This window comes from Streptosporangium sp. CA-115845, from assembly GCF_050943795.1.
Lineage (GTDB): Bacteria > Actinomycetota > Actinomycetes > Streptosporangiales > Streptosporangiaceae > Streptosporangium.
The window spans coordinates 5,321,189-5,340,875 of sequence record NZ_CP191988.1 but is presented as its reverse complement, the minus strand read 5'-3'; the positions used below and the strand labels follow the sequence as shown (position 1 = coordinate 5,340,875).

Below are 19,687 nucleotides of genomic sequence, written 5' to 3'. Positions count from 1 at the left end.
CAGCGATCCCGTCGCCCCGACACGGTGGCGGGCGGACTCGTAACAGGAGGACCTGTGGTGACAGTTTCGAGGATCGGGCGACCACGGGCGGTGGCGCTCCTGGTGGCCGGTGGCCTCCTCGTCTCCGCGTGCGGCGGGGCGAAGGTCGGCGAGAGCAGCGAGAGCACGGCCGCCCCCGCGGCCTCCGGCGCGGAGGGGCGGAAGCCCTGCGGCGCGGTCAACATCGCCATCAACCCGTGGGTCGGGTACGAGGCGACCGCGGCGGTCATCGCCCACGTGGCCGAGAAGGAGCTCGGCTGCGCGGTCACCAAGAAGGATCTCAAGGAGGAGGTCGCCTGGCAGGGGTTCGCCACCGGTCAGGTCGACGCCATCGTGGAGAACTGGGCGCACGACGACCTGAAGAAGAAGTACATCGAGGAGCAGAAGGTCGCCGTCGCGGCGGGGTCGACGGGCAACAAGGGAGTCATCGGCTGGTACGTGCCGCCGTGGATGGCCGAGAAGTACCCCGACATCACCGACTGGAAGAACCTCAACAAGTACGCCGAGCTGTTCAAGACCTCGGAGTCGGGTGGCAAGGGGCAGTTGCTCGACGGTGACCCGTCCTTCGTGACCAACGACGCGGCCCTGGTGAAGAACCTGAAGCTGGACTACAAGGTCGTCTACGCGGGCAGCGAGGCGGCGCTCATCACCGGCTTCCGGAAGGCCGAGAAGGAGAAGACCCCGCTGCTCGGCTACTTCTACGAGCCGCAGTGGTTCCTGGCGGAGGTCAAGCTCGTCAAGGTCAGCCTGCCCGAGTACACCGAGGGCTGCGACGCCGATGCCGAGAAGGTGGCCTGCGACTACCCGCTCTACGACCTCGACAAGATCGTGAGCAGGAAGTTCGCCGACTCCGGCAGCCCGGCGTACGAGCTGGTCAAGAACTTCTCCTGGACGAACGAGGACCAGAACCTGGTGGCCAAGTACATCTCCGAGGACAAGATGACGGCCGAGGAGGCCGCGGAGAAGTGGGTCGGCGACAATCCCGACAAGGTGCAGGCCTGGCTCCCCACCGGCTGAGCGGGCGACACGGATCGGTGTCGGCGGAGTGTGACACGCGTCGGGCGCGGCGCGAAGTGACATGGCGCGGCGTCACGCGGAGGCGCGGATCGGGCGCGGATCGGGCGCGGCGCGGACGGCGACAGCGTCCGCGGCGTGCTCCGATGCCGTGCCCGGACCCTTCACCGGCAGGTACGGCCCGTTCTTGACAGCGCCACCCGCAAAGGGAGAATCTGTTGCGGGAAGCGCACCGCGTTCCGGACTGTGCAACGACGGAGGTGTGTATGGCGGGCCAACGCGTTGTCATCATCGGGGCAGGTGTCGTCGGGGCGGCCTTGGCCGACGAGCTCTCGGCGAAGGGCTGGGACGACATCACGGTCGTCGACCAGGGCGCCGTGCCCGCCACCGGTGGATCGTCCTCCCACGCGCCGGGGCTGGTGTTCCAGACCAACCCGTCCAAGACCATGACCGAGCTGGCCCGCTACACGGTCGAAAAGCTCGTCGCGCTCGACTGCTTTCTTCAGGTGGGCGGCCTGGAGGTGGCCACCACGCCCGAAAGGCTCGCCGAACTGCACCGTCGCCACGGCTGGGCCACCGCCTGGGGGGTCGAGGCGCGCCTGCTCACCCCCGAGGAGTGCGTGGAGCGCCACTCCCTGCTCGACAAGGCCAGGGTCCTCGGCGGGCTGTTCGTCCCGACCGACGGCCTGGCCAGGGCCGTACGCGCCGTCGAGGTCCAGCTGGAGCGAGCACGGGAGCGGGGCGTGCGCGTGCTGGACCGGCACGAGGTGCGAGACATCCGGGTCGAGGACGACCGGGTGGCGGCCGTCGTCACCGACCGGGGCGAGATCCCCGCCGACCTCGTGGTCTGCTGTGCCGGCATCTGGGGCCCCAAGATCGCGGGCATGGTCGGCATGGCGCTGCCGCTGACCCCGCTGGCCCACCAGCTCGCCTGGACCGGCCCCGTCCCCGCGCTCAGCGGGCAGAGCGCGGAGGCCGTCCGGCCGATCCTGCGTCACCAGGACGCCGACCTGTACTACCGGGAGCGGTTCGAGCGGCTCGGCATCGGCTACTACGGCCACCGCCCGATGCCGATCACCCCGGAGGAGATCCTCCCGGTCGCCGATGCCGAGATCATGCCCTCGGTGCTGCCGTTCACCGGCGACGACTTCGCCCCCGCCTGGGCCGAGACACGGGCGCTGCTGCCCGCCACCGAGCAGGCGGCGCTCGAAGAGGGCGTCAACGGCCTGTTCTCCTTCACCACCGACAACATGCCGCTGCTCGGCCGGTCGCGCGACGTGCGAGGCTTCTGGGTGGCCGAGGCCGTGTGGGTCACCCACTCGGCGGGGGTGGGCCGGGCCATGGCCGAATGGCTGGCCGACGGCCACTGCTCCTCCTTCGACCTGCACGAGTGCGACGTCAACCGGTTCGAGGCCCACCAGCTGGCCCCCGAGTACGTGCGCACCCGCGACTGCCAGAACTTCGTCGAGGTCTACGACATCATCCACCCGCTCCAGCCGGCCGAGAACCTGCGCCCGTTGCGCACCAGCCCCTTCCACGCCCGCCAGCGCGAGCTGGGCGCGTACTTCCTGGAGGCCGCCGGCTGGGAGCGTCCCCAGTGGTACGAGGCCAACGCCTCCCTGCTCGAAGGCCGCGACATCCCCCGGCCGAACGACTGGGCCGCCCGCTACTGGTCATCGATCGTCGGCGCCGAGGCCCAGGCCTCGCGCGAGGCCGTCGCGCTCTACGACATGAGCGCGCTCAAGCGGATCGAGGTCGCGGGCCGGGGGGCCGCCGCCTTCCTTCAGCGGATCTCCACCGGCGACGTCGACAAGTCCGTCGGCTCTGTCACGTACTGCCTGCTGCTCGACCACGACGGCGGTATCCGCAGCGACATCACCGTGGCCAGGCTGGGCCGCGACCTGTTCCAGGTCGGCGCCAACGGCAACCTCGACCTCGACTGGCTCCACCGTCACCTGCCCGCCGACGGATCGGTCACCGTCACCGACGTCACGCCGGGCACCTGCTGCGTCGGGGTCTGGGGCCCGCGGGCCCGCGACGTCGTGGCCCCGCTGGCCGGTCCCGGGTTCGGCCCTGGCGGCTTCCGCTACTTCCGCGGCGCGCGCGCCCACGTCGGCACCGTGCCTGTCACCGCGCTGCGGCTCTCCTACATCGGGGAGCTGGGCTGGGAGCTCTACACGACCGCCGACATGGGCGCCAAGCTGTGGGACACCCTCTGGGAGGCCGGCCAGGCACACGGGATCATCGCCGGGGGCCGGGGCGCCTTCAACAGCCTGCGGCTGGAGAAGGGCTACCGTTCCTTCGGCACCGACATGACCTACGAGCACGATCCCTACGAGGCCGGCCTCGGCTTCGCCGTGCGCAAGGCCGACAGGGGTGACTTCATCGGCCGCGCGGCCCTGGCCGAGCGCGGCGCGGCGACCCGGCGCCGGCTGACCTGCCTCACCGTCGACGATCCCGCGGCCGTCGTCATGGGCAAGGAGCCGGTGCACGACGGCGCGTCCTGCGCCGGATACGTCACCAGCGCCGCCTACGGCTACACGATAGGCAAGGGCATCGCCTACGCCTGGCTGCCCGCCGAGCTGTCCGTGCCGGGGCGAGAGCTGCACATCGGCTACTTCGACCGGCGGGTGAGTGCCGTCGTCGCCGAGGAGCCGCTCTACGACCCGGCGATGGAGCGGCTGCGTGGCTAATACTCCAGCCGCTGAGTTCGTGCCGCCCCCGCCAGCAAGATCACAAACTAGATCTTGATCCAGTAGCGCCGTGCGGGACCGTACTCGGTGTCCCGTACGCTTTCGAGGACGCCGCCGTTGTGCTTGATCGTCTTCACCGAGGCGAGGTTGTCGACTTCGCAGACGATCAGCACCCGGTCCAGACCGAGCGCCCGCGCCTCGTCGAGCATCCGGCCCAGTGCCCAGGTGGCCAGCCCACGCTGACGTGAAGACGGCCGGATACCGTACCCGATGTGGCCGAACTGCAGCACGTAGTCGTTGAGCCCGTGCCGCAGCGCGATCCCGCCGTGCACCCGGTCGCCCTCGACGATCCACCGATACACGCAACTCGTTCGGCCGGCCCCCACCGGTTTCGCCGAATCCGGCTCCTCGGCCAGTCGTGCCACCCAGGCCGCGAATCCGTCCGGCGAGTCGACCTCGTCGGACGGCACCAGCCCGAATCCGTCCTCGTGGAGGCCGGGGCCCCACTCGTGATGCGCCTCAAGCCAGGCGGAGTGCAAGCGTGTGGTGGGCGCGATCAGTTCAGGCATACGGCGACGGTACTCATCCAGACCGTCACGATCTACGGCTGGAGTACCGCTCGCACCGCTCAGCGTTGTTCACCCTGGTGGAGTCGACCAACGCCGAACGCAGCGTTCTGGACGCGGTGGAGTACGTGATGGCCCAGCGCGGCGCCCGTTCCGCGTTCGTCCCCGAACGCCTCACCGTGGAGCGGCAAGACCCCGATGGGGCCCCGGTGACCGTGACGCTGTCGGTGCCCGTCGACGCGTTCGCCTCGGGGATGTGGCGGAAGATCCTCAAGGATCCGGCCTGGCCGGGAATGCCGGCGCGCCGGCATCTGGAGGTGTGCGTGTTCTCCTACCTCGCCGCCGAGCTGCGATCAGGTGATATCGCGGTGGCCGGGTCGGACTCCTACGCCAACCTGCGCGACCAGCTCATGTCCTGGGAGGAGTGCGCGCCACTGGTCGAACTCAGCGAGGACGAAGCGATGGGATGAGCGCAGCGATGGCGTCGAGGATCCGGTCGAGGCCATGCCGGAAACGCTCCTCGGGGGTGAGATGGGCGGTGCGGGAGTCGAGAACCGATCGGTTGAACAGGGGGAAAGCACCGGATTCGACGACCTGGCGGACGTACGGTCCCATGTAGTCCCGCTTCCAGCGCTCGGAGTCCAGGCCGGTGCGGCGCGTCTCCTCCAGCCAGCCGATCTCGTTGCGGATCGCACTGTACAGGTAGTCGTTCAGCATGCCGACCAAGCCGGTGATGTCGTCGATGTCGAGCCCGAGCCGGTCGAAGGCGCCGAGCGCGTACTCGTGCACGCGCAGCAGGTGGGGGCCCAGCGTGGGCCGGCTGGTGAGCAGCGCGATCAGCCAGGGATGGCGTAGGCCCGTGGCGCGGAGCCGCCGGGCCAGCAGTGTCAGGTCGCCTCGCCAGTCACCGGACGGGCCGTCGGGGAGTTCGACCTCGGCCATCGCCAGGTCGATCATGAGGTCGAACAGGTCGTCGCGCCGGGGCACGTAGCGGTAGAGCGACATGGCGCCGGTGCCCAGTTCGCCCGCGATCCGCCGCATGGTCGCGGCCTCCACCCCTTCGGCGTCGGCGATCTGGACGGCCGTCCGGGTGATCTGCTCGCGGCTGTAGCCGGGGCGCCGTCCCGGGCCGGAGCGTTCCTGCCGCTCCGGCTGCATCCAGATGCTGGTCGGTTCCTCGTCGGCCATCTGTTCCCCTCTCCTCATTTGCGTACAGAGTACCTGAATGGTTATGGTCTATTTCACGTACGTAGTACGCGAATCGGAGGACGTGTGGATCGAACTCTTCGCATGGGCGTGACCGGCGTGATGCTGGGCATGATCACAGCCCCGCTCGACGGCATGATGCTCGGACCCGCGCTGCCGGCGATCGTGAAAGATCTCGGCGGTCTGCAGTACTTCCCCTGGGTGGCGACGGCCTACCTGATCTGCATGGCCGCCTCGACGCCGATCTGGGGGAAACTCGGCGACCTGTACGGCCGCAAGGCGGTTTACATGGCCTCGATCACGATCTTCCTGTTGGGGTCCGGGCTGTCCGGAGCCGCGCAGGACATGATTCAGCTCGTCGGCTTCCGTATGGTGCAGGGGCTGGGCGCGGGCGGCCTGATGACCGGGGCCCTGGCGCTGATCGGCGAGCTGGTTCCCCCCCGGCACAGCGGCAGGCTCATGGGGCTGTTCGGGATCATGATGCCGATCGCCTTCATCGCCGGGCCGTTGCTCGGTGGCCTGTTCGCCGAGCAATTGAGCTGGCGGTGGGCGTTCTTCGTCAACCTGCCCATCGGTGCTGTCGCCTTGCTGCTCATCGGTACCACCGTGCGGCTGGAGCGACGCCAGATCAGGGCGCGGATCGACTATCCGGGGGCGCTGCTGCTGACGGTGGCGCTGGTAGCGCTGAGCCTGGTCGCCAGCTGGGGCGGCACCCAGTACGCCTGGGGCTCGGCTCCGATCCTCACCTTGATCCTGATCGGGATGGCGGCGCTGGCCGTCCTGCTCCTCGTGGAACGGCGCGCGAGCGAGCCGATCGTCCCGCTGCGCCTGTTCGCCGACCGCAACTTCACCCTCGCACAGGTCATCCGTTTCCTCGGCGGCGTCGGCATGGTGGTGGCGGCCGGTTTCCTGCCCCAGTACATGCAGTTGGCCCACGGTGCCTCGCCGATCGCCAGTGGCCTGTTGATCCTGCCCTCGATGCTCGGGATGGTCGCCGTGACGATCGGCAGCGGCCGGCTCATCAGCCGTAACGGCCGCTACCGGGTCTACCTGATCCTCGGCGGCGCCACTGTTACGGCCGGCATGCTCGTGCTACTCCTGCTGCGGCCCGGCATCAACCTGCCGCTCGCCTCCGGTCTCACGCTGATCGGCGGCCTCGGGGTGGGCCTGCTGATGCAGTCCACCACGATCATCACCATCAACAGCGCCGAGCCGCGCGACATGGGGGCGGCCAGCGGCTCGGTCAACCTCTGGCACACCATGGGCGCCTCGCTGGGCGTGGCCGCGCTTGGCGCCCTGTACACCACCCGGCTGCAGGACACCCTCATCGACCGCCTCGGCGCGGTAACCGGCGCCCGGATCGCCTCCGGCCAGCTGACGCCCGGCGCGCTCGCCGAGCTCCCCGCCGCCGCCCGGGAGGCGGTTCCCTTCGCCGTCTCCAACGGCATCCACGCCATGGCCCTCGGCGCCGCCGCGCTGGGCGCCCTCGCCTTCGCGCTGGCCTGGTTCATCCGCGAGGTCCCCTTACGCGACTGGACCCCGTCGGCCGAGCCCGCCACCGCGGCCGTGTGAGGCAGGCACCCATGCCGCACAGCGTGAAAGCACAGCTCGTGATGGACGTCATCTGCGTGCACTCCTACCTCGGCTATACCCGCTTCGCCCGGGCCGCGAAGCGGCTCAGGGCCGAGGGCGTGCAGGTGGCGGTGGAGTTCCTGCCCTTCGAGCTCGCCCCGGGCGCCCCCGCTGATGGACGGCCGCTCCTGACGGTCCTGGAACAGACCTTCGGCCCGCAAGCAGTCCCCGACGCGCTCGTCTTCGCCGAAGGCATCCGGTTGGAGTACGGCAAGGCGATCGCCACCGGCACCTTCGACGCTCACCGTCTCATCGCCGACGCCGCGCACCAGGACAAGGCCGAGCCCATGGCAGAGCGTCTCTTTCGCGCTCACTTCACCGACGGGCTGCACATCGGAGATCCCGCCACTCTTGCCCGGCTGGCCGCCGAGGTCGGTGTCACCACCGGCCACGTGCCTCCCACCGAAGTGCGCGCCCGGCTCGATCACGTACGCCGCCTCGGCATCACCGGCGTGCCGGTCCTCCTCATCGAGAACCTGCCCCCGCTCACCGGATCCCACACCGAGACCAAACTGCTGGCGGCCCTGCGACAGGCCGCCACCACGAAGGGAGATCACCATGACCAATGACCCGCTCCGGCTGGCCGTCATCGTCGGCAGCGTCCGAGACGGCCGCCTCGGCCCGACCGTGGCCACCTGGTTCGCCGGTCAGGCCGCATCCCGCCCGGACCTCGACGTCGACGTGATCGACCTGGCCGACGTACCGATCGGCGGGGCGGCCCCGTCGATGTCCGCACCCGCGCCGGTGCTGCAGGCCCTTGGCGAGCTGACCCCGCGGCTGGCCGCCGCCGACGCTTTCGTGGTGGTGACCCCCGAGTACAACCACAGCTACCCGGCCGCCCTGAAGAACGCCATCGATTGGCACAACCAGCAGTTCCATGCCAAGCCGGTGGCATTCGTCTCCTACGGCGGCATCTCCGGAGGCTTGCGCGCGGTGGAGCACCTGCGGGCCGTCTTCGCCGAGCTGCACGCCGTCACCACCCGCGACACCGTCAGCTTCCACGGCGCCTGGGAGTGCTTCGACGGCAACGGCCAGCCCAAGGACCCCGCCGGCCCGGCCGCGGCCGCCAAGACCCTGCTGGACCAAGTGAGCTGGTGGGCTCGGGTCCTGCGCGACGCCAAGACCACCACCCCCTACACCACATAAATCAGAAAGGCATGATCATGATGAGATGGACCGGGAAAACGGCGTTGGTGACCGGCGCGAGCCGCGGTATCGGCCGCGCGATCGCCACCCGGCTGGCCCGCGAAGGCGCCCGCGTCGCCGTGCACTACGGCAGCAACCACGCCGCCGCCAAGGACACCGTCGCCGCCGTCGAAGCGGCAGGCGGACAAGCCTTCACCGTCCAGGCCGAGCTGGGCGCGCCCGGCGATGCCGAAGCCCTGTGGACCGCCTTCGACGCGCACGCCGACGGGCTGGACATCCTGGTCAACAACGCGGGCATCCTCGCTGGCCAGAGCGAGATCGACGGCGTCACCCGCAAGGGCTTCGAGCGCCTGTTCGCGGTCAACACCACCGCTCCGTTCTTCATCACCCAGCTCGCCCTGCCACGACTGCGCGACGGCGGGCGGATCATCACCGTGGGCACCATGCTGACCCGGGGGGCAGCCATGCCCGGGGCGATCGACTACGCCATGTCCAAGGCCGCACTCGACGTCCTCACCACCGCCCTGGCCAAGCAACTCGGGCCGCGCGGCATCACGGTCAACACCGTGGCCCCCGGCGTCATCGACACCGACATGCACCAAGGACGCCTGGTCGGCGAGGCTCTGGCCTGGCTGTCGTCGCAGACACCCCTCGGCCGGCTGGGCACGCCGACCGACGTGGCCGACACCGTCGCCTTCCTCGCCTCCGACGACAGCCGCTACATCACCGGACACCGGCTCGACGTCTCCGGCGGGACGACCATGTAGACCCACGCCACCCGGCAACCCAACGCTCGTCTGCCCACGGGGACCCGATGGGCAGACGAGCACCCTCCCCGCTGGACTTGAGCAACCGGCACCTGACGTCGGCATGCTCACGGTGCGTGGTCAAGAACGGACATCCCGCGCTCGCGCTCGAACATCCTCCGATCCCTCTTCCGACTGGATCCCCGGAAAGCGCGGGCACTCCCACCGGGGCGGTCACCATGGCGATCAGCAACCTGACGGCCAACCCCTCAACAGGTCGCCCTGCGAGATCACGCGAGGACTTCGGAATCGGCAGGGGCCGCGGCGGCCTCCTCGGCCAGGACGCGATAGACGCTGGCCACCGAGGGGTGCCGGCCCTTGTTTTTCCCCGCCGGAATGACCAGCTTGCAGGCGATGTCAGGCACCGCCACCCCGTAGGCAATCATGTCATCGTCGAACACCCTAAATCGCCATGACCAGCAGCGAAAAGCCTCGCATTACCCCGGCCAAGGACGTGAATCTTTACTTCGAGTTCGGTCGGGCACGTATTTTTACGCGGTTGAGCTGCTCCTTTGGTTTGACAGTGGGGGAAGTGCTCAACCGGGGCACCTGAACCAGAGAAGAGGATCCAACAATGAGAACACAATGGGCGGCGAAGGGGCTGGCCGCGATCGCCATTGCGGCGACCGGTCTGTTCTTCGTGACCGCTCCGGCCTACGCGAGCAGTGTCACGGCAGGCGACCTCGAAGAACGGGGATACAAATGCAACCGCGCCGCATCGGGTGGCTGGCTGTGCGTGAAGCTCGGCGACCGGTGGCTCTGCCCGAACCGTCAGGTCCTCTGCATCGACCTGCCCGACATCGCCCGCCTGTAGCGTGGTCCGGTCGGGTTCCTCCGAGCCGACGATCCGCACGCCCGGGCTCTCGGCCTTGGCCCGCTTGGAGCCCGTCGGCCACCAGCGGTGACGTCTTCGCCGAGACGCTGGAGGAGGCATTGCCTTCTCTGAACCGACACCTGTCTCCGAGGCGTTCGTCCACCGGACAGCAGGATCCAGCCGGGAACCGCTGGACGCTGACGAGACGACCAGCGGTTCACGACCCTCACCGGCCTCCTCGCGAACGAGGCGTTCTCGTGTTATCCGGCGTCGACGACGGCCGCGCCGATGTCCACGGCCATGGCCCGGCTTCCGGCCAGGAGACCGCCGTCCACGGGCAGGTCGATCCCGTTGATCCACGACGCGCGGTCGCCCGCCAGGAACGCGACGGCCTCGGCGACGTCGTCCACGGTGCCGACCCGTCCCATCGGATACCACGAGGCAGCGTTGTCCAGGGCGTGCGGATCGGCCGCGAGCCGCTCCTCCCAGACCGGGGTGGCGATCGTGCCGGGCGACACCGAGTTGACGCGCACGCCGTACGGTCCGTACTGGGCGGCCAGGCCGCGGGTGAGGTTGAGCAGCCCGGCCTTGGCCGCGCTGTAGGTGTCGTTGCCGAAGTAGCGATGGCCGTTGACCGAGGCCACGTTGACCACGGCTCCGCGCCGGGCCTCACGCATGCCGGGCAGGACCGCCTGGCACAGGCGGATCGCCCCGCCGAGGACGACGTCCACGTCGGCCGACCAGACCGGTTCGGGTACGGACTCGAACTCGATGTTGCTGCAGACGGCGGCGTTGTTGACCAGGACGTCCACCGGGCCGTGGCGCGAGGTGATCGAGCCGATCGCCGAGCGGACGGACTGCTCCGAGCGCACGTCGAGGTGGACCGCCTCGGCACCCTCGATGGTGTCCGCGGTCGCGCGCGCCGCGTCCAGGTCGATGTCGGTGATGACCACCGTGGCGCCGCCGGCGTGCAGGACCCGTGCGATGGCCGCCCCGATTCCCCCGCCGGCACCGGTGATCAGCGCGCGGCGTGGTGAGGTCGCGTCCCGAGGACCAGATGACATGGATCTCCCTCTCTTGGCTGTGGCTCAGCCCTTGATCGCGCCGGCCGTCAGCCCCTTGGTGACCTGTTTCTGTAGTACGGCGAACCCCAGCAGTACGGGGGTGACCGTAATCATCATCCCGGCGAACAGTGTGGCCCAGTTGGTGCCGTAGTCGGCGGCCTGGCCCAGCTGGAACAGCCCGAGCGGCAGGGGCATCTTCTCCGGGGAGTGGATCAGCAGCAAGGCGTAGAAGAACTCGTTCCAGTTCTGCAGGAAGCTGATGATGGCGACCGACGCCAGTCCGGGCCCCATCAGGGGGAGGATCACCGAGATGAACGTGCGGGCCGGGCCTGCCCCGTCCATCGCCGCCGCCTCCTCCAGGTCGTAGGGCAGGGTCTTCATGAAGCCGACCAGGACGAAGACGTTGAACGGCAGGTTGTAGGTGGCGTAGACGAGGATGAGTCCGAGCTGGCTGTCGAGGAGGCCGAGATCCTGCATGATCAGGTAGAGCGGCGCGAAGGTGACCATCCACGGGATCATCAGCCCGAGCAGGAAGGTGCTGAGTATCACGCCGCTGAACCTGAAGGTGATCCGGGCCAGGGGGTAGGCGGCGAACACGGCCAGCACGACGCCGATCGCGGTGGAGGCGACGCTGATGACCACGCTGTTGCCGAAGAACAGGCCGATGTTGGCCTGGTCCCAGGCGTTGACGTAGTTGTCCCAGCGCCAGGTGTCGGCGATCTGCCAGGGGGGTGAGGAGATGAACTCGCTGTTGGTCTTCATCGACACGTTGAAGACCCAGGCGTAGGCGCTGATCGAGGACAGCGCGACCCCGCCGAGCAGCAGGTAGAAGAAGAGGTGGAACGGGCGGAAAGGAGCGCGGGGCCGGGGTGGGCCACCCCGGCGCCTGGGGGTGGGGGCGGGCGGGTCGGGTGTGTCCGCGGGGCCGGCCGAGGTGGGGTGCTCGGTCAGATCAGTACTGGAGGTCATCGCGCTTCATCACCTTGTTGAGGAGCTTGGCCACCGTCAGCATGACCACCACGAGGACGACGCCGATGGCCGCGGCGTACCCGAAGTCGGCCCGGTCGAAGGCGACGCGGTACATCAGGGTGCCGACGGTGTCGGTCGAGCCGAAGGGGCCGCCCCCGGTCATGATGTAGACGAAGGCGAACGTCTGCAGGCTCTGAACCACCCACAAGATGGCGAGCATGCGCATGAGGTCGCGCATCATCGGCAGCATGATGCTGCGGAACACCCGCCACTCGCCCGCCCCGTCGATGCGCGCGGCCTGCAGGACGTCGGTGGGCAGCCGTTCGAAGCCGGCGCACAGCAGGACGATCCAGATGCCGATGCCGTGCCACACGGACACGAACGTCACGGCGGCCAGCGCGGTGGAAGGGTCGCCGAGCCAGGTCTTGGCCAGGGCGCCCAGTCCCATGGACTCCAGTGCGGGGTTGATCAGGCCGAGGGTGGGGTGGTAGAGGAACTTCCACATCAGCGAGACGACGGCGACCGACAGGACCACCGGGGCGAACACCACGAACCTGAAGAAGCGTTCGCCGTGGATCCGCTGCGACAGGGCCCAGGCGATCGCCATGGCGGGCGGGAACAGCATGGCGCTGCCGATGAGGGTGAGCAGGAACGTGTTCTTGAGCGAGTTGAAGAAGGCGGGGTCACCTGTCAGCAGGCGATACTGGTCGATCCCGACGAATCGCATCGTTCCCGTGCGGGAGAACTCGTTCAGCGACAGGTCCACCGTCTTGATCAACGGGTAGAGGAAGAAGACTCCCAGCAGGGCGAGCGCGGGTAGCAGGAATGGGATGATGATGCGTCGCTGGGCCGCCTTGTGCATGTGACCTTCCGGGGGGGGTTCACACCCTTCCCGCGGGCTCCGGCGCGGGGGCGGAGCCCGTGGGAAGGGTTCGGTGGAGGGGGTTTCAGTTGCCGTGGACCCGGCGCAGTCCCTTGTCGAGGTTGTCGAGAGCCTGCTGGGCATCCTGCTTGCCGAACAGCAGTTTGGCGATCTCGGGATAGACGATGTCCTTGGCCTTGGACTCCATCAGGCCGTAGTGCCTCGCCTGGAGCCGGTCGGCCTTGGCCACGACGTCGGAGATGCCCGGCAGGCCGGGAGGGCTCGCCACTCCCTTGACCCCGGAGACCTCGCCGATCTCGTTGGCCCTGCGGGTCTGGGTCTCCACGCTGGTGACCTGGCGGATCCACTCCAGTGAGAGCGGGATGTTGTCGCTCTTGGCCGATACCGACATCAGCTGAGCGCCGGCGAGCATGCTCTCCTGGTCACCGGTGCCGCCGGCCACGGTCGGGAACTGCAGGACGCCCAGCTCGAAGTCCTTGGGGATCACGTCGGCCATCTCGCTGACGAGCCAGCTGCCCATCATGATCATGCCGGCCTTGCCCTGGAAGAACTGGGCCTGGGCCGCGGTGAAGTCGGTGCCCTCGAATCCCTTGAGGAAGCCCTTCTTGTCTCGCAGGTCCTGGAGCATCTGCAGTCCCTTGAGGAACCCCGGATCGTCGGTGATGTTCCCCTTGCCCTCGGTGAGGATGTCGTGGACCTTGTCGTAGCCGACGGTGCGCAGCCAGATGTTGTCGCTCCACATGCCCATGTAGGGCTCGAACAGGCCGGTGACCGCGATCGGGTCCACGCCGGCGGCCTTGAGCTTGTCGGCGGCCGCGGTCAGGTCGTCCCAGGTGGCGGGCGGGGTGATGCCGTGCTCTTTGAAGAGCTTCGCGTTGTAGAAGAGCACCTGCAGGGACAGCTCGGAGGGGACGCCGTAGATCTTCTTGGTCGTCGGGTGCTCCATGAACTGCATGACCGCCGGGCTGAACTGGTCCAGCCAGGGCTTGCCGGTGTTCGGGTCGACCTGGTCCAGGTAGGGCTTGAGGTCGAGCAGGGCGCCGCTGTCGGCCCACTCCAGCAGGGCGGGGTTGGTGCCGTCGAACATCGTGTAGTCGACGTCGAGCCCGTCGCCCGCGCGCCACCTCTGCTCCAGGGCCGGGCGCGCCTTGGTGTTGGCGAAGGTCGTCTTCAGGTCGGCGCCGGCGTGGTCTTTTTCGATCCCGGCGGCGACGTCCTCCAGGAACTTCAGGGAGGGGGTGCCGACGGCCGGGAGCACGCCGACCTCGATCGGGCCGCCCTTGATGTCCTGCTGCCAGCTCTTGGCGTCGGGAGCCTGCTGGGCGGCCTGGTTCGCGCCGGTCGAGCCGCCTGTACCGCACGCGGTCAGAACCAGGCAGGGAACGACGAACAGACCGACAAGTACCTTGCGTGTAACTTTCACCGAAAAACCTCCATTCTTAGTGATATCGGGTTTAGTGTCACTATTTCTAGATTTATGTCGCTTTTATCTAGTCCCGTCCGGACAGGTCCGGCAGCAGGTCCGCGAACTCCTGGAGGAAGACCTCGATCCGGCGCAGTTCCTCGGCGTCGAGCAGGTGGGCGGGCCCGCGGCAGTGGGCGCTGTCGATGAGACCCCGGCGGAACGAGATCTGCTTCTCGGCGGCGATGATGAGCTCGGTGTCGAGCATCCAGTACGAGATGTAGGGCAGCAGCCGCCGGTGCAGGTCCTCGCCGCCGGCCTCGTCGCCCGAGGTGAGCCGGCGCCAGATCTCGACGTAGATCTCGGTGAACGAGCAGCCGGGCTGGCTGCCCACCGCGCCGCGCCGCCAGGCGTCGGGCAGTTGCACGCCGGCGTAGCCCTCAAGCGAGGTCACCGGCGGGTCGAGGGCGGCCAGCTCGCCGATGAGCCGGCCGGGCGGGTTGGACTCCACCTTGATCAGCCGGAGGTTCGGGTGGCTGCGCACCAGGGCGGCGATGGTGGCCGCGTCCAGGCTGGTTCCCGTCTCGTTGGGGGCGCACTGCAGTACCACCGGGGTCGGGGCGACCGCGTCCAGGACCGCTGTCACGTGCTCGATCTGGGAGCGGCGTGAGGGGCTGAGAAAGTGCGGCCCCAGCAGGTTGATCAGGTCCGCCCCGGCGGCCACGACCTCGCGGGCGCGGGCGACGGCCATCCGGGTGGTGTGGTCCTGCACCGCGACGATCGCGGCGAGGTCCGGGCGGTGGGAGGTCCGTCGCAGCAGGATCCCGGTCAGCTCGCGGCGCTCGTCCTCGGTGAGTTTGTAGTACTCCGAGGCGAACCCCGGGAACATCACGCTCGTCACGCCCGTACCGAGGACGTGGTCGACGACCCGGCCGAATCCCTCGAAGTCGACCTCTCCGGCGTCGGTGAACGGCACCCCGAGAACCGGTGAGATCCCCCGGACCAGAGTCGAGGCGTCAGCGAGGCCACCGCCGTCGAGAGGAGTCGCCACGGGTGAGGCACTCGTCTGGGCGTTCATTCGCCCTCCTGTCTCAATGAAGCTCGATTTACGAAATACCGAAAATATTTTCTTAAATAGGAACGATAGACGTCCCAGCCCGCATCCGACAAGGGGTTGCGGGGGGAGACGGCTGTCAGATGAGAGAAGGTGGCAGAAGACGCATGATGGTGCCGCCGAGCACCTCGCGTCGTGCGTCGTCGTCGATCGGCCAGTCCAGCACCCGGCCCAGCTCGGAGCGCGGCACCGCGTAGGGCGCGTCGGTGGAGAAGACCAGCCGCGACGGGCCGATCTGCGGATCCCGGCCCAGCTCGACCAGGACGGTGTCCCACGGCGCGTAGCTGGTGTCGCCGTAGAGGTTCGGCGCGTAGCGCAACGCCGGCGCCGCGTCGATCCAGAAGTCGGTGGCACCGCTGCGGCCCATCACGAACGGCGTCTCCGGCCGGCGTCGGGCCAGGCTGGCCAGCGGCAGCGGCAGCGCGCTCGGGGGAGTGCCGGTGCGGACGTAGACGGGCCAGCTCGCCTCGGCCGCGAAGTCCAGCAACGGGTCCAGGAGCCCGTCGAGAAGATCGAAGCCCTGCAGCACGCTGTCCACGTTAAGGGCGCGGGCACCGGCGTCCCTGGCACGTTCCAGCTCGTCGACGGCCGCTCGCCCACGCCACGGATTGGCGACCGCGTACGGGATCAGCCGCCCCCCCGACGCGGCCGCGGCCGCGGCCACATGCTCGTTGCCGGCCCGGTTGTCGTAGGCGATACAACGTTCGTCCGGTGCCACCAGGGACACGTCGATGCCCAGTGAGTCCATCGTCGCGATCAGCTGATCGACCTCCAGGCCGGCCTCACGTCCCTGCCCTAGCCGTACATGCGCGTCAACGATCAACGGGTTCTCCCACGGTCAGGCCGAGGGCGGAGAGCGCGTCGGCGTGGATGATCTGCTCGATGAGTTCGGCCGGCACGCGCGGCAGCGCGGTACCCTCCAGGATCCGGTTGACGCCGCGCAGCCCCGCCATCGCCTCGCCGGTGTTGGCGATCGGGAAGTCCGAACCGAGTAGGAGCTTGTGCGTGCACCCCCATTCGACCGCGGCCAGCAGCGACTCGTAACAGACCCACGGCCGCAGATAGATGGAGGAGACGTCGGCGTAGACATGGGGGTGCTTGCGGATCGTCGCCACCGTCTCCTTACCCCAGGGGTGGCCCATGTGGGCCATGACGATGCGCAGCTCGGGGAAGCGCAGCGCGACCTCGTCGGTCACCAGCGGGTAGGTGTAGCGCAGCGGCGCCGCGCGGATCGGCGACGCCCCCTGATGGAAGAGGATGGGCAGCGCGTTCCGCTCGCAGTAGGCGTAGAACGCCAGCGCGGGCTCCCCGAGCGGGTCGAAGTTCTGGTAGTTCGGGCCGAGCTTGACGCCGACGAGCCCCAGCTCGCGACAGCGCTCGGCCTCCTCCAGGCAGTCGGCGGACGTGGGGTCGACGGACATGAACCCGATACGGCGGGCGGGATCGTTCGCCACGAACTCCGCGGTCGCGTCGTTGGTACGTTCCGGAGCGTGTGGTATGCCGGTCGCGGCGGCCGGGTCGGCCACCGCGATGTTGAACACGATCGCGACGTCCGCCGCGGACATGGCGCTGTCGAAGTCGGCCCAGCTGTTCGTGGTGACGACCGGACGGTCGGTGCGCCAGGAGGTGAAGACGCACGCCTCCTCGGCCGGCACCGTGTCACGGTGGGTGGGAGTGTGGGCGTGCACATCGACGATCATTGAAACTTCCTCATCAGGTCCGCTCGTGGCCGGACTCCCAGGCCGGGTGAGTCGCCGAGCTTGACACGGCGGCCGTCGCTGTCCAGTGGCTCGGCGAGGATGTCCTCGGTGTAGTAGTGCGCGCCGATGATGTCGGAGGGGAACTCCGGTGACAACGCCGGCAACGCGCAGGCGACGTGGAGCTGTGCGGCGGCGCCGATGCCCAGCTCGCCGTTGGAGCCCAGGAGCGTGTCGACCCCGAAGGAGGAGGCGAGCCGTCCCATCTCCACCGCGCGCCCGGGCCCGCCGCTCTTGCCCACGTACAGGCTGACGCAGTCGGCGGCCTGTGCCCGGACGAGCGCGGCCAGGTCGGCCAGGCCGAAGACCGACTCGTCGGCGATCACCGGCAGGCCGAGGCTCCGCAGCTGCCGCATGCCCTCCAGGTCGGCGGGCGCGACCGGTTGCTCGACGAACGAGACGCCCTGTTCGGCCAGCGCGGGGATCGCCCGGGCCGCCTGGCTGCGCGTCCACCCTCCGTTGGCGTCGGCCCCCAGGAAGGCGGCGGGACCGGCGAGTTCCCGGGCACGGGACACCCGGGCGACGTCACCGGCGACGCCGAGCCCGACCTTGACCTTGAACGCCTGGAATCCGGCCGCCGTCGCCGCACCGAAGACCGAGTCCAGCGCCGTGGCGTCACCGGACAGCGAGAGCTTGATCGGGACCTCGTCGCGGTAGGGGCCGCCGAGCGCCACGGCGAGCGGGACGCCGAGGGTCTGGGCGAACGCGTCCCACAGTGCGATGGACACCCCCGCCTTGGTGAACGGGTTGCCCGCGAGCAGCCGGTCCATCAGGAGCTCCAGGCCGCCGACCGGGGTGAGCGGCCGGCCCACCAGGGCGGGGGCCAGGACCTCGCGGATGAAGTGGGCGGCGCTGACGCCGTCCTCGCCGCTCCACAGCGGCGTCGCGCTGACCTCGCCGTACCCTTCGACACCGGTGCTGGTCACCACTCGGACCAGCAGGAAGTCCGAACGGGCGTGGGTTCCCCTGGCGCCGGTGACGACCAGGTCCGGATTCACCTGGAGGCTGATCGCCGCGGTGTGGACCGCGGCGACGGTCGGCCTCACCGCCCCGCCGCCAGCAGGGCGCGGGGGTTGTCGACCAGCATCGCCCGGCGCTGCTCGTCGGTGATCCCCCACCCGTCGATCTCGGCCACCCGGGCCACCGCGTAGTCCTGGCTCGTGCGGTCCGACAGCCCGGCGTCGGTGCCGAACAGGACCTTGTGGGAGGGCGCCCGGGAGAGGATCTCGCGCGCCGCGTAGGGCGGTGTGCCGCAGATGCAGATGTAGAGGTTGGGGGTCTCGATGGTGAGGGCGAGCGACTCGCGCCAGGTGTCGTGCAGGCCGGCGTGCCCCAGGACGACCGGCAGGGAGGGGTGGCGCCGGGCCAGTGCCGCGATCTGACCGCCGGTGGAGTAGGGCGGTGTCCCGTCATGGCTGAGCAGGATGCCGCCGCTCTGGGCGAGAATGTCGCAGATCGGGTCGAGCACCGGCTCGTGCATGCTGAAGCCCTGCAGCCACGGGTGCAGCTTGAGGCCGCGCAGCCCGAGCACGTTGAGCATGCGGTCGATCTCCTGGGGGGCGTCCGCGTGGCGCGGGTGCACGGTCCCGAAGCCGGCGAGCCGGTCCGGGTACTGCCCGACGAACGCCGCCAGGTCGTCGTTGGCCTCGGGAGTGGCGTCGAAGAGGCCGTCGTGGCTGAGGACCACCGCCTGGTCGATGCCGGCCGAGTCCATGAAGGCGACGAACTCGTCCGCGCCGAACGTGACGCCGCCCAGCCAGCTGGTGGTGCGCCAGGTGGGGGTGTGGGTGTGGAAGTCGATCACAGGACACCCGCCAGCTCGACCAGGCGGTCCGCCGCCCGGCCGACGAGGTCTTCCAGCCGCCGTTTGCCCTCGTCGGCCTGGGCCAGCTCGGGCCGGTCGGTGAAGCCGTCGATCCGGCGCCACACGTCCGCGGAGTGCAGGTCCACTCCCTGGACGGTCACGACCTCGGGCACCTGGGGCCGGGGGGCGCGCGGGCCGACCAGGTCGGGGCGCAGGGCCAGGACCAGCGAGGTCTCGAACTCCCCGGCGTGTCCGGGCACCGGCGGCTCGCCTTCGGTGCCGGCGAGCCGCCAGTAGTCCAGGTGCGCGACGGACAGGTCGAACCGGGTCGAGCCCGCCCCGGCCGCGGCGTGGCAGACCCCGACGTTGCCGCCGTGCCCGTTGAGCAGGACCACCCGCCGCCCGCCCTGTGCCGCGATCGAGCGCAACAGGTCGCAGATCACGGCCAGCAGCGTCTCCGGTGACAGGGAGAGCGTCCCGCCGTAGGGCAGGTGGTGGTCCGAGGCACCCCAGCCGATCGCGGGGGCGACGATCAGCGGCCTGTCGCTACGGTCGGCCGCCGCCGTCGCCGAGCCGTCGGCGACCGCGGCGGCGATGAGGGTGTCCGTCGAGGTCGGCAGGTGCGGCCCGTGTTGTTCGGTCGCACCTACCGGGATGATGACGACGGCTTCGGGCAGGTGCCGCCTTAGCCGGTCACGATCCGTTTCGGACCATCGCAGAGCTATCGACACATCAAACATCCTTCGACATATCGTATTTATTTCTGATAGGTCGAATC

The 19,687-nt window shown here is 69.3% G+C and carries 22 protein-coding genes; 9 read left to right on the top strand and 13 right to left on the bottom strand.

The features are described from left to right. Positions 1 to 57: 57 nt before the first annotated feature. Both ACQP0P_RS26345 and ACQP0P_RS26340 read left to right on the top strand, forming a co-directional pair. Positions 58 to 1,056, top strand: a complete 999-nt coding sequence (locus ACQP0P_RS26345) for an ABC transporter substrate-binding protein (protein ID WP_433359159.1) — start codon at positions 58 to 60, stop codon at positions 1,054 to 1,056. Positions 1,057 to 1,319: 263 nt separating this feature from the next. Then, on the top strand, positions 1,320 to 3,746 hold the full coding sequence (locus ACQP0P_RS26340) for a GcvT family protein (protein WP_433359158.1): 2,427 nt from the start codon (positions 1,320 to 1,322) through the stop codon (positions 3,744 to 3,746). A 47-nt stretch (positions 3,747 to 3,793) separates the two neighbouring features. On the opposite strand, the gene ACQP0P_RS26335 is transcribed toward ACQP0P_RS26340, so the two are convergent. Further along, the gene (locus ACQP0P_RS26335; RefSeq protein ID WP_433359157.1) at positions 3,794 to 4,315 is read right to left on the bottom strand and encodes a GNAT family N-acetyltransferase; all 522 of its coding nucleotides are present in this window, start codon (positions 4,313 to 4,315) and stop codon (positions 3,794 to 3,796) included. 65 nt (positions 4,316 to 4,380) lie between these two features. On the opposite strand from ACQP0P_RS26335, the gene ACQP0P_RS26330 reads away from it, so the two are divergent. Beyond that, positions 4,381 to 4,782, top strand: a complete 402-nt coding sequence (locus tag ACQP0P_RS26330) for a hypothetical protein (RefSeq protein ID WP_433359156.1) — start codon at positions 4,381 to 4,383, stop codon at positions 4,780 to 4,782. Here ACQP0P_RS26330 and ACQP0P_RS26325 read toward each other — a convergent pair. Then, positions 4,757 to 5,500 (bottom strand): TetR/AcrR family transcriptional regulator, encoded by a 744-nt coding sequence (locus ACQP0P_RS26325; protein ID WP_433359155.1) that lies wholly within the window; start codon positions 5,498 to 5,500, stop codon positions 4,757 to 4,759. The genes ACQP0P_RS26330 and ACQP0P_RS26325 overlap by 26 nt on opposite strands. Before the next feature lie 84 nt (positions 5,501 to 5,584). On the opposite strand from ACQP0P_RS26325, the gene ACQP0P_RS26320 reads away from it, so the two are divergent. The 4 genes from ACQP0P_RS26320 to ACQP0P_RS26305 are packed head-to-tail and all read left to right on the top strand — an operon-like array spanning position 5,585 to position 9,063. After that, positions 5,585 to 7,090 carry an MDR family MFS transporter gene (locus ACQP0P_RS26320; RefSeq protein WP_433359154.1) on the top strand — a complete coding sequence of 502 codons (1,506 nt, stop codon included), beginning with the start codon at positions 5,585 to 5,587 and terminating at the stop codon, positions 7,088 to 7,090. 23 nt (positions 7,091 to 7,113) lie between these two features. Next, the gene (locus tag ACQP0P_RS26315) at positions 7,114 to 7,719 is read left to right on the top strand and encodes a DsbA family protein (protein ID WP_433359153.1); all 606 of its coding nucleotides are present in this window, start codon (positions 7,114 to 7,116) and stop codon (positions 7,717 to 7,719) included. Beyond that, the gene (locus tag ACQP0P_RS26310; protein WP_433359152.1) at positions 7,709 to 8,296 is read left to right on the top strand and encodes an NADPH-dependent FMN reductase; all 588 of its coding nucleotides are present in this window, start codon (positions 7,709 to 7,711) and stop codon (positions 8,294 to 8,296) included. Before ACQP0P_RS26315 ends, ACQP0P_RS26310 begins: the two co-directional genes overlap by 11 nt. Positions 8,297 to 8,343: 47 nt before the next feature. Continuing rightward, complete coding sequence (locus tag ACQP0P_RS26305; protein WP_433359151.1) at positions 8,344 to 9,063, top strand: SDR family oxidoreductase; 720 nt, start codon at positions 8,344 to 8,346, stop codon at positions 9,061 to 9,063. A gap of 269 nt (positions 9,064 to 9,332) precedes the next feature. Here ACQP0P_RS26305 and ACQP0P_RS26300 read toward each other — a convergent pair whose 3' ends face one another. Then, positions 9,333 to 9,503: a hypothetical protein gene (locus ACQP0P_RS26300; protein WP_433359150.1), complete on the bottom strand. Its 171-nt coding sequence runs from the start codon at positions 9,501 to 9,503 to the stop codon at positions 9,333 to 9,335. A gap of 11 nt (positions 9,504 to 9,514) precedes the next feature. Between ACQP0P_RS26300 and ACQP0P_RS26295 the strand changes: the two genes are divergently transcribed. Both ACQP0P_RS26295 and ACQP0P_RS26290 read left to right on the top strand, forming a co-directional pair. Beyond that, positions 9,515 to 9,655, top strand: a complete 141-nt coding sequence (locus ACQP0P_RS26295; RefSeq protein WP_433359149.1) for a hypothetical protein — start codon at positions 9,515 to 9,517, stop codon at positions 9,653 to 9,655. 21 nt (positions 9,656 to 9,676) lie between these two features. Then, positions 9,677 to 9,916, top strand: coding sequence for a hypothetical protein (locus tag ACQP0P_RS26290; RefSeq protein ID WP_433359148.1), 240 nt, complete (start codon positions 9,677 to 9,679; stop codon positions 9,914 to 9,916). 260 nt (positions 9,917 to 10,176) lie between these two features. On the opposite strand, the gene ACQP0P_RS26285 is transcribed toward ACQP0P_RS26290, so the two are convergent. The 10 genes from ACQP0P_RS26285 to ACQP0P_RS26240 form a co-directional block, all read right to left on the bottom strand. Then, complete coding sequence (locus ACQP0P_RS26285; RefSeq protein WP_433359147.1) at positions 10,177 to 10,980, bottom strand: SDR family NAD(P)-dependent oxidoreductase; 804 nt, start codon at positions 10,978 to 10,980, stop codon at positions 10,177 to 10,179. A 24-nt stretch (positions 10,981 to 11,004) separates the two neighbouring features. Then, a complete protein-coding gene (locus ACQP0P_RS26280; RefSeq protein ID WP_433359146.1) occupies positions 11,005 to 11,949 on the bottom strand; it encodes a carbohydrate ABC transporter permease in 945 nt (314 codons plus the stop codon). After that, entirely contained in the window at positions 11,933 to 12,811 is an 879-nt protein-coding gene (locus ACQP0P_RS26275) for a carbohydrate ABC transporter permease (RefSeq protein ID WP_433359145.1), read from the bottom strand. The genes ACQP0P_RS26280 and ACQP0P_RS26275 overlap by 17 nt, the downstream gene beginning before the upstream one ends. A gap of 85 nt (positions 12,812 to 12,896) precedes the next feature. Beyond that, the gene (locus ACQP0P_RS26270; RefSeq protein ID WP_433359144.1) at positions 12,897 to 14,255 is read right to left on the bottom strand and encodes an ABC transporter substrate-binding protein; all 1,359 of its coding nucleotides are present in this window, start codon (positions 14,253 to 14,255) and stop codon (positions 12,897 to 12,899) included. Positions 14,256 to 14,322: 67 nt separating this feature from the next. Then, complete coding sequence (locus tag ACQP0P_RS26265) at positions 14,323 to 15,312, bottom strand: dihydrodipicolinate synthase family protein (RefSeq protein WP_433359143.1); 990 nt, start codon at positions 15,310 to 15,312, stop codon at positions 14,323 to 14,325. A 115-nt stretch (positions 15,313 to 15,427) separates the two neighbouring features. Further along, the gene (locus tag ACQP0P_RS26260; RefSeq protein WP_433359142.1) at positions 15,428 to 16,171 is read right to left on the bottom strand and encodes an amidohydrolase family protein; all 744 of its coding nucleotides are present in this window, start codon (positions 16,169 to 16,171) and stop codon (positions 15,428 to 15,430) included. Beyond that, the gene (locus ACQP0P_RS26255) at positions 16,161 to 17,048 is read right to left on the bottom strand and encodes an amidohydrolase family protein (protein WP_433359141.1); all 888 of its coding nucleotides are present in this window, start codon (positions 17,046 to 17,048) and stop codon (positions 16,161 to 16,163) included. The genes ACQP0P_RS26260 and ACQP0P_RS26255 overlap by 11 nt, the downstream gene beginning before the upstream one ends. Then, on the bottom strand, positions 17,045 to 18,151 hold the full coding sequence (locus ACQP0P_RS26250) for a mandelate racemase/muconate lactonizing enzyme family protein (RefSeq protein ID WP_433359140.1): 1,107 nt from the start codon (positions 18,149 to 18,151) through the stop codon (positions 17,045 to 17,047). The genes ACQP0P_RS26255 and ACQP0P_RS26250 overlap by 4 nt, the downstream gene beginning before the upstream one ends. Next, positions 18,148 to 18,909 carry an amidohydrolase family protein gene (locus tag ACQP0P_RS26245; RefSeq protein ID WP_433359139.1) on the bottom strand — a complete coding sequence of 254 codons (762 nt, stop codon included), beginning with the start codon at positions 18,907 to 18,909 and terminating at the stop codon, positions 18,148 to 18,150. The genes ACQP0P_RS26250 and ACQP0P_RS26245 overlap by 4 nt, the downstream gene beginning before the upstream one ends. Next, positions 18,906 to 19,640 (bottom strand): creatininase family protein, encoded by a 735-nt coding sequence (locus ACQP0P_RS26240; protein WP_433359138.1) that lies wholly within the window; start codon positions 19,638 to 19,640, stop codon positions 18,906 to 18,908. The genes ACQP0P_RS26245 and ACQP0P_RS26240 overlap by 4 nt, the downstream gene beginning before the upstream one ends. Positions 19,641 to 19,687 lie beyond the last annotated feature (47 nt).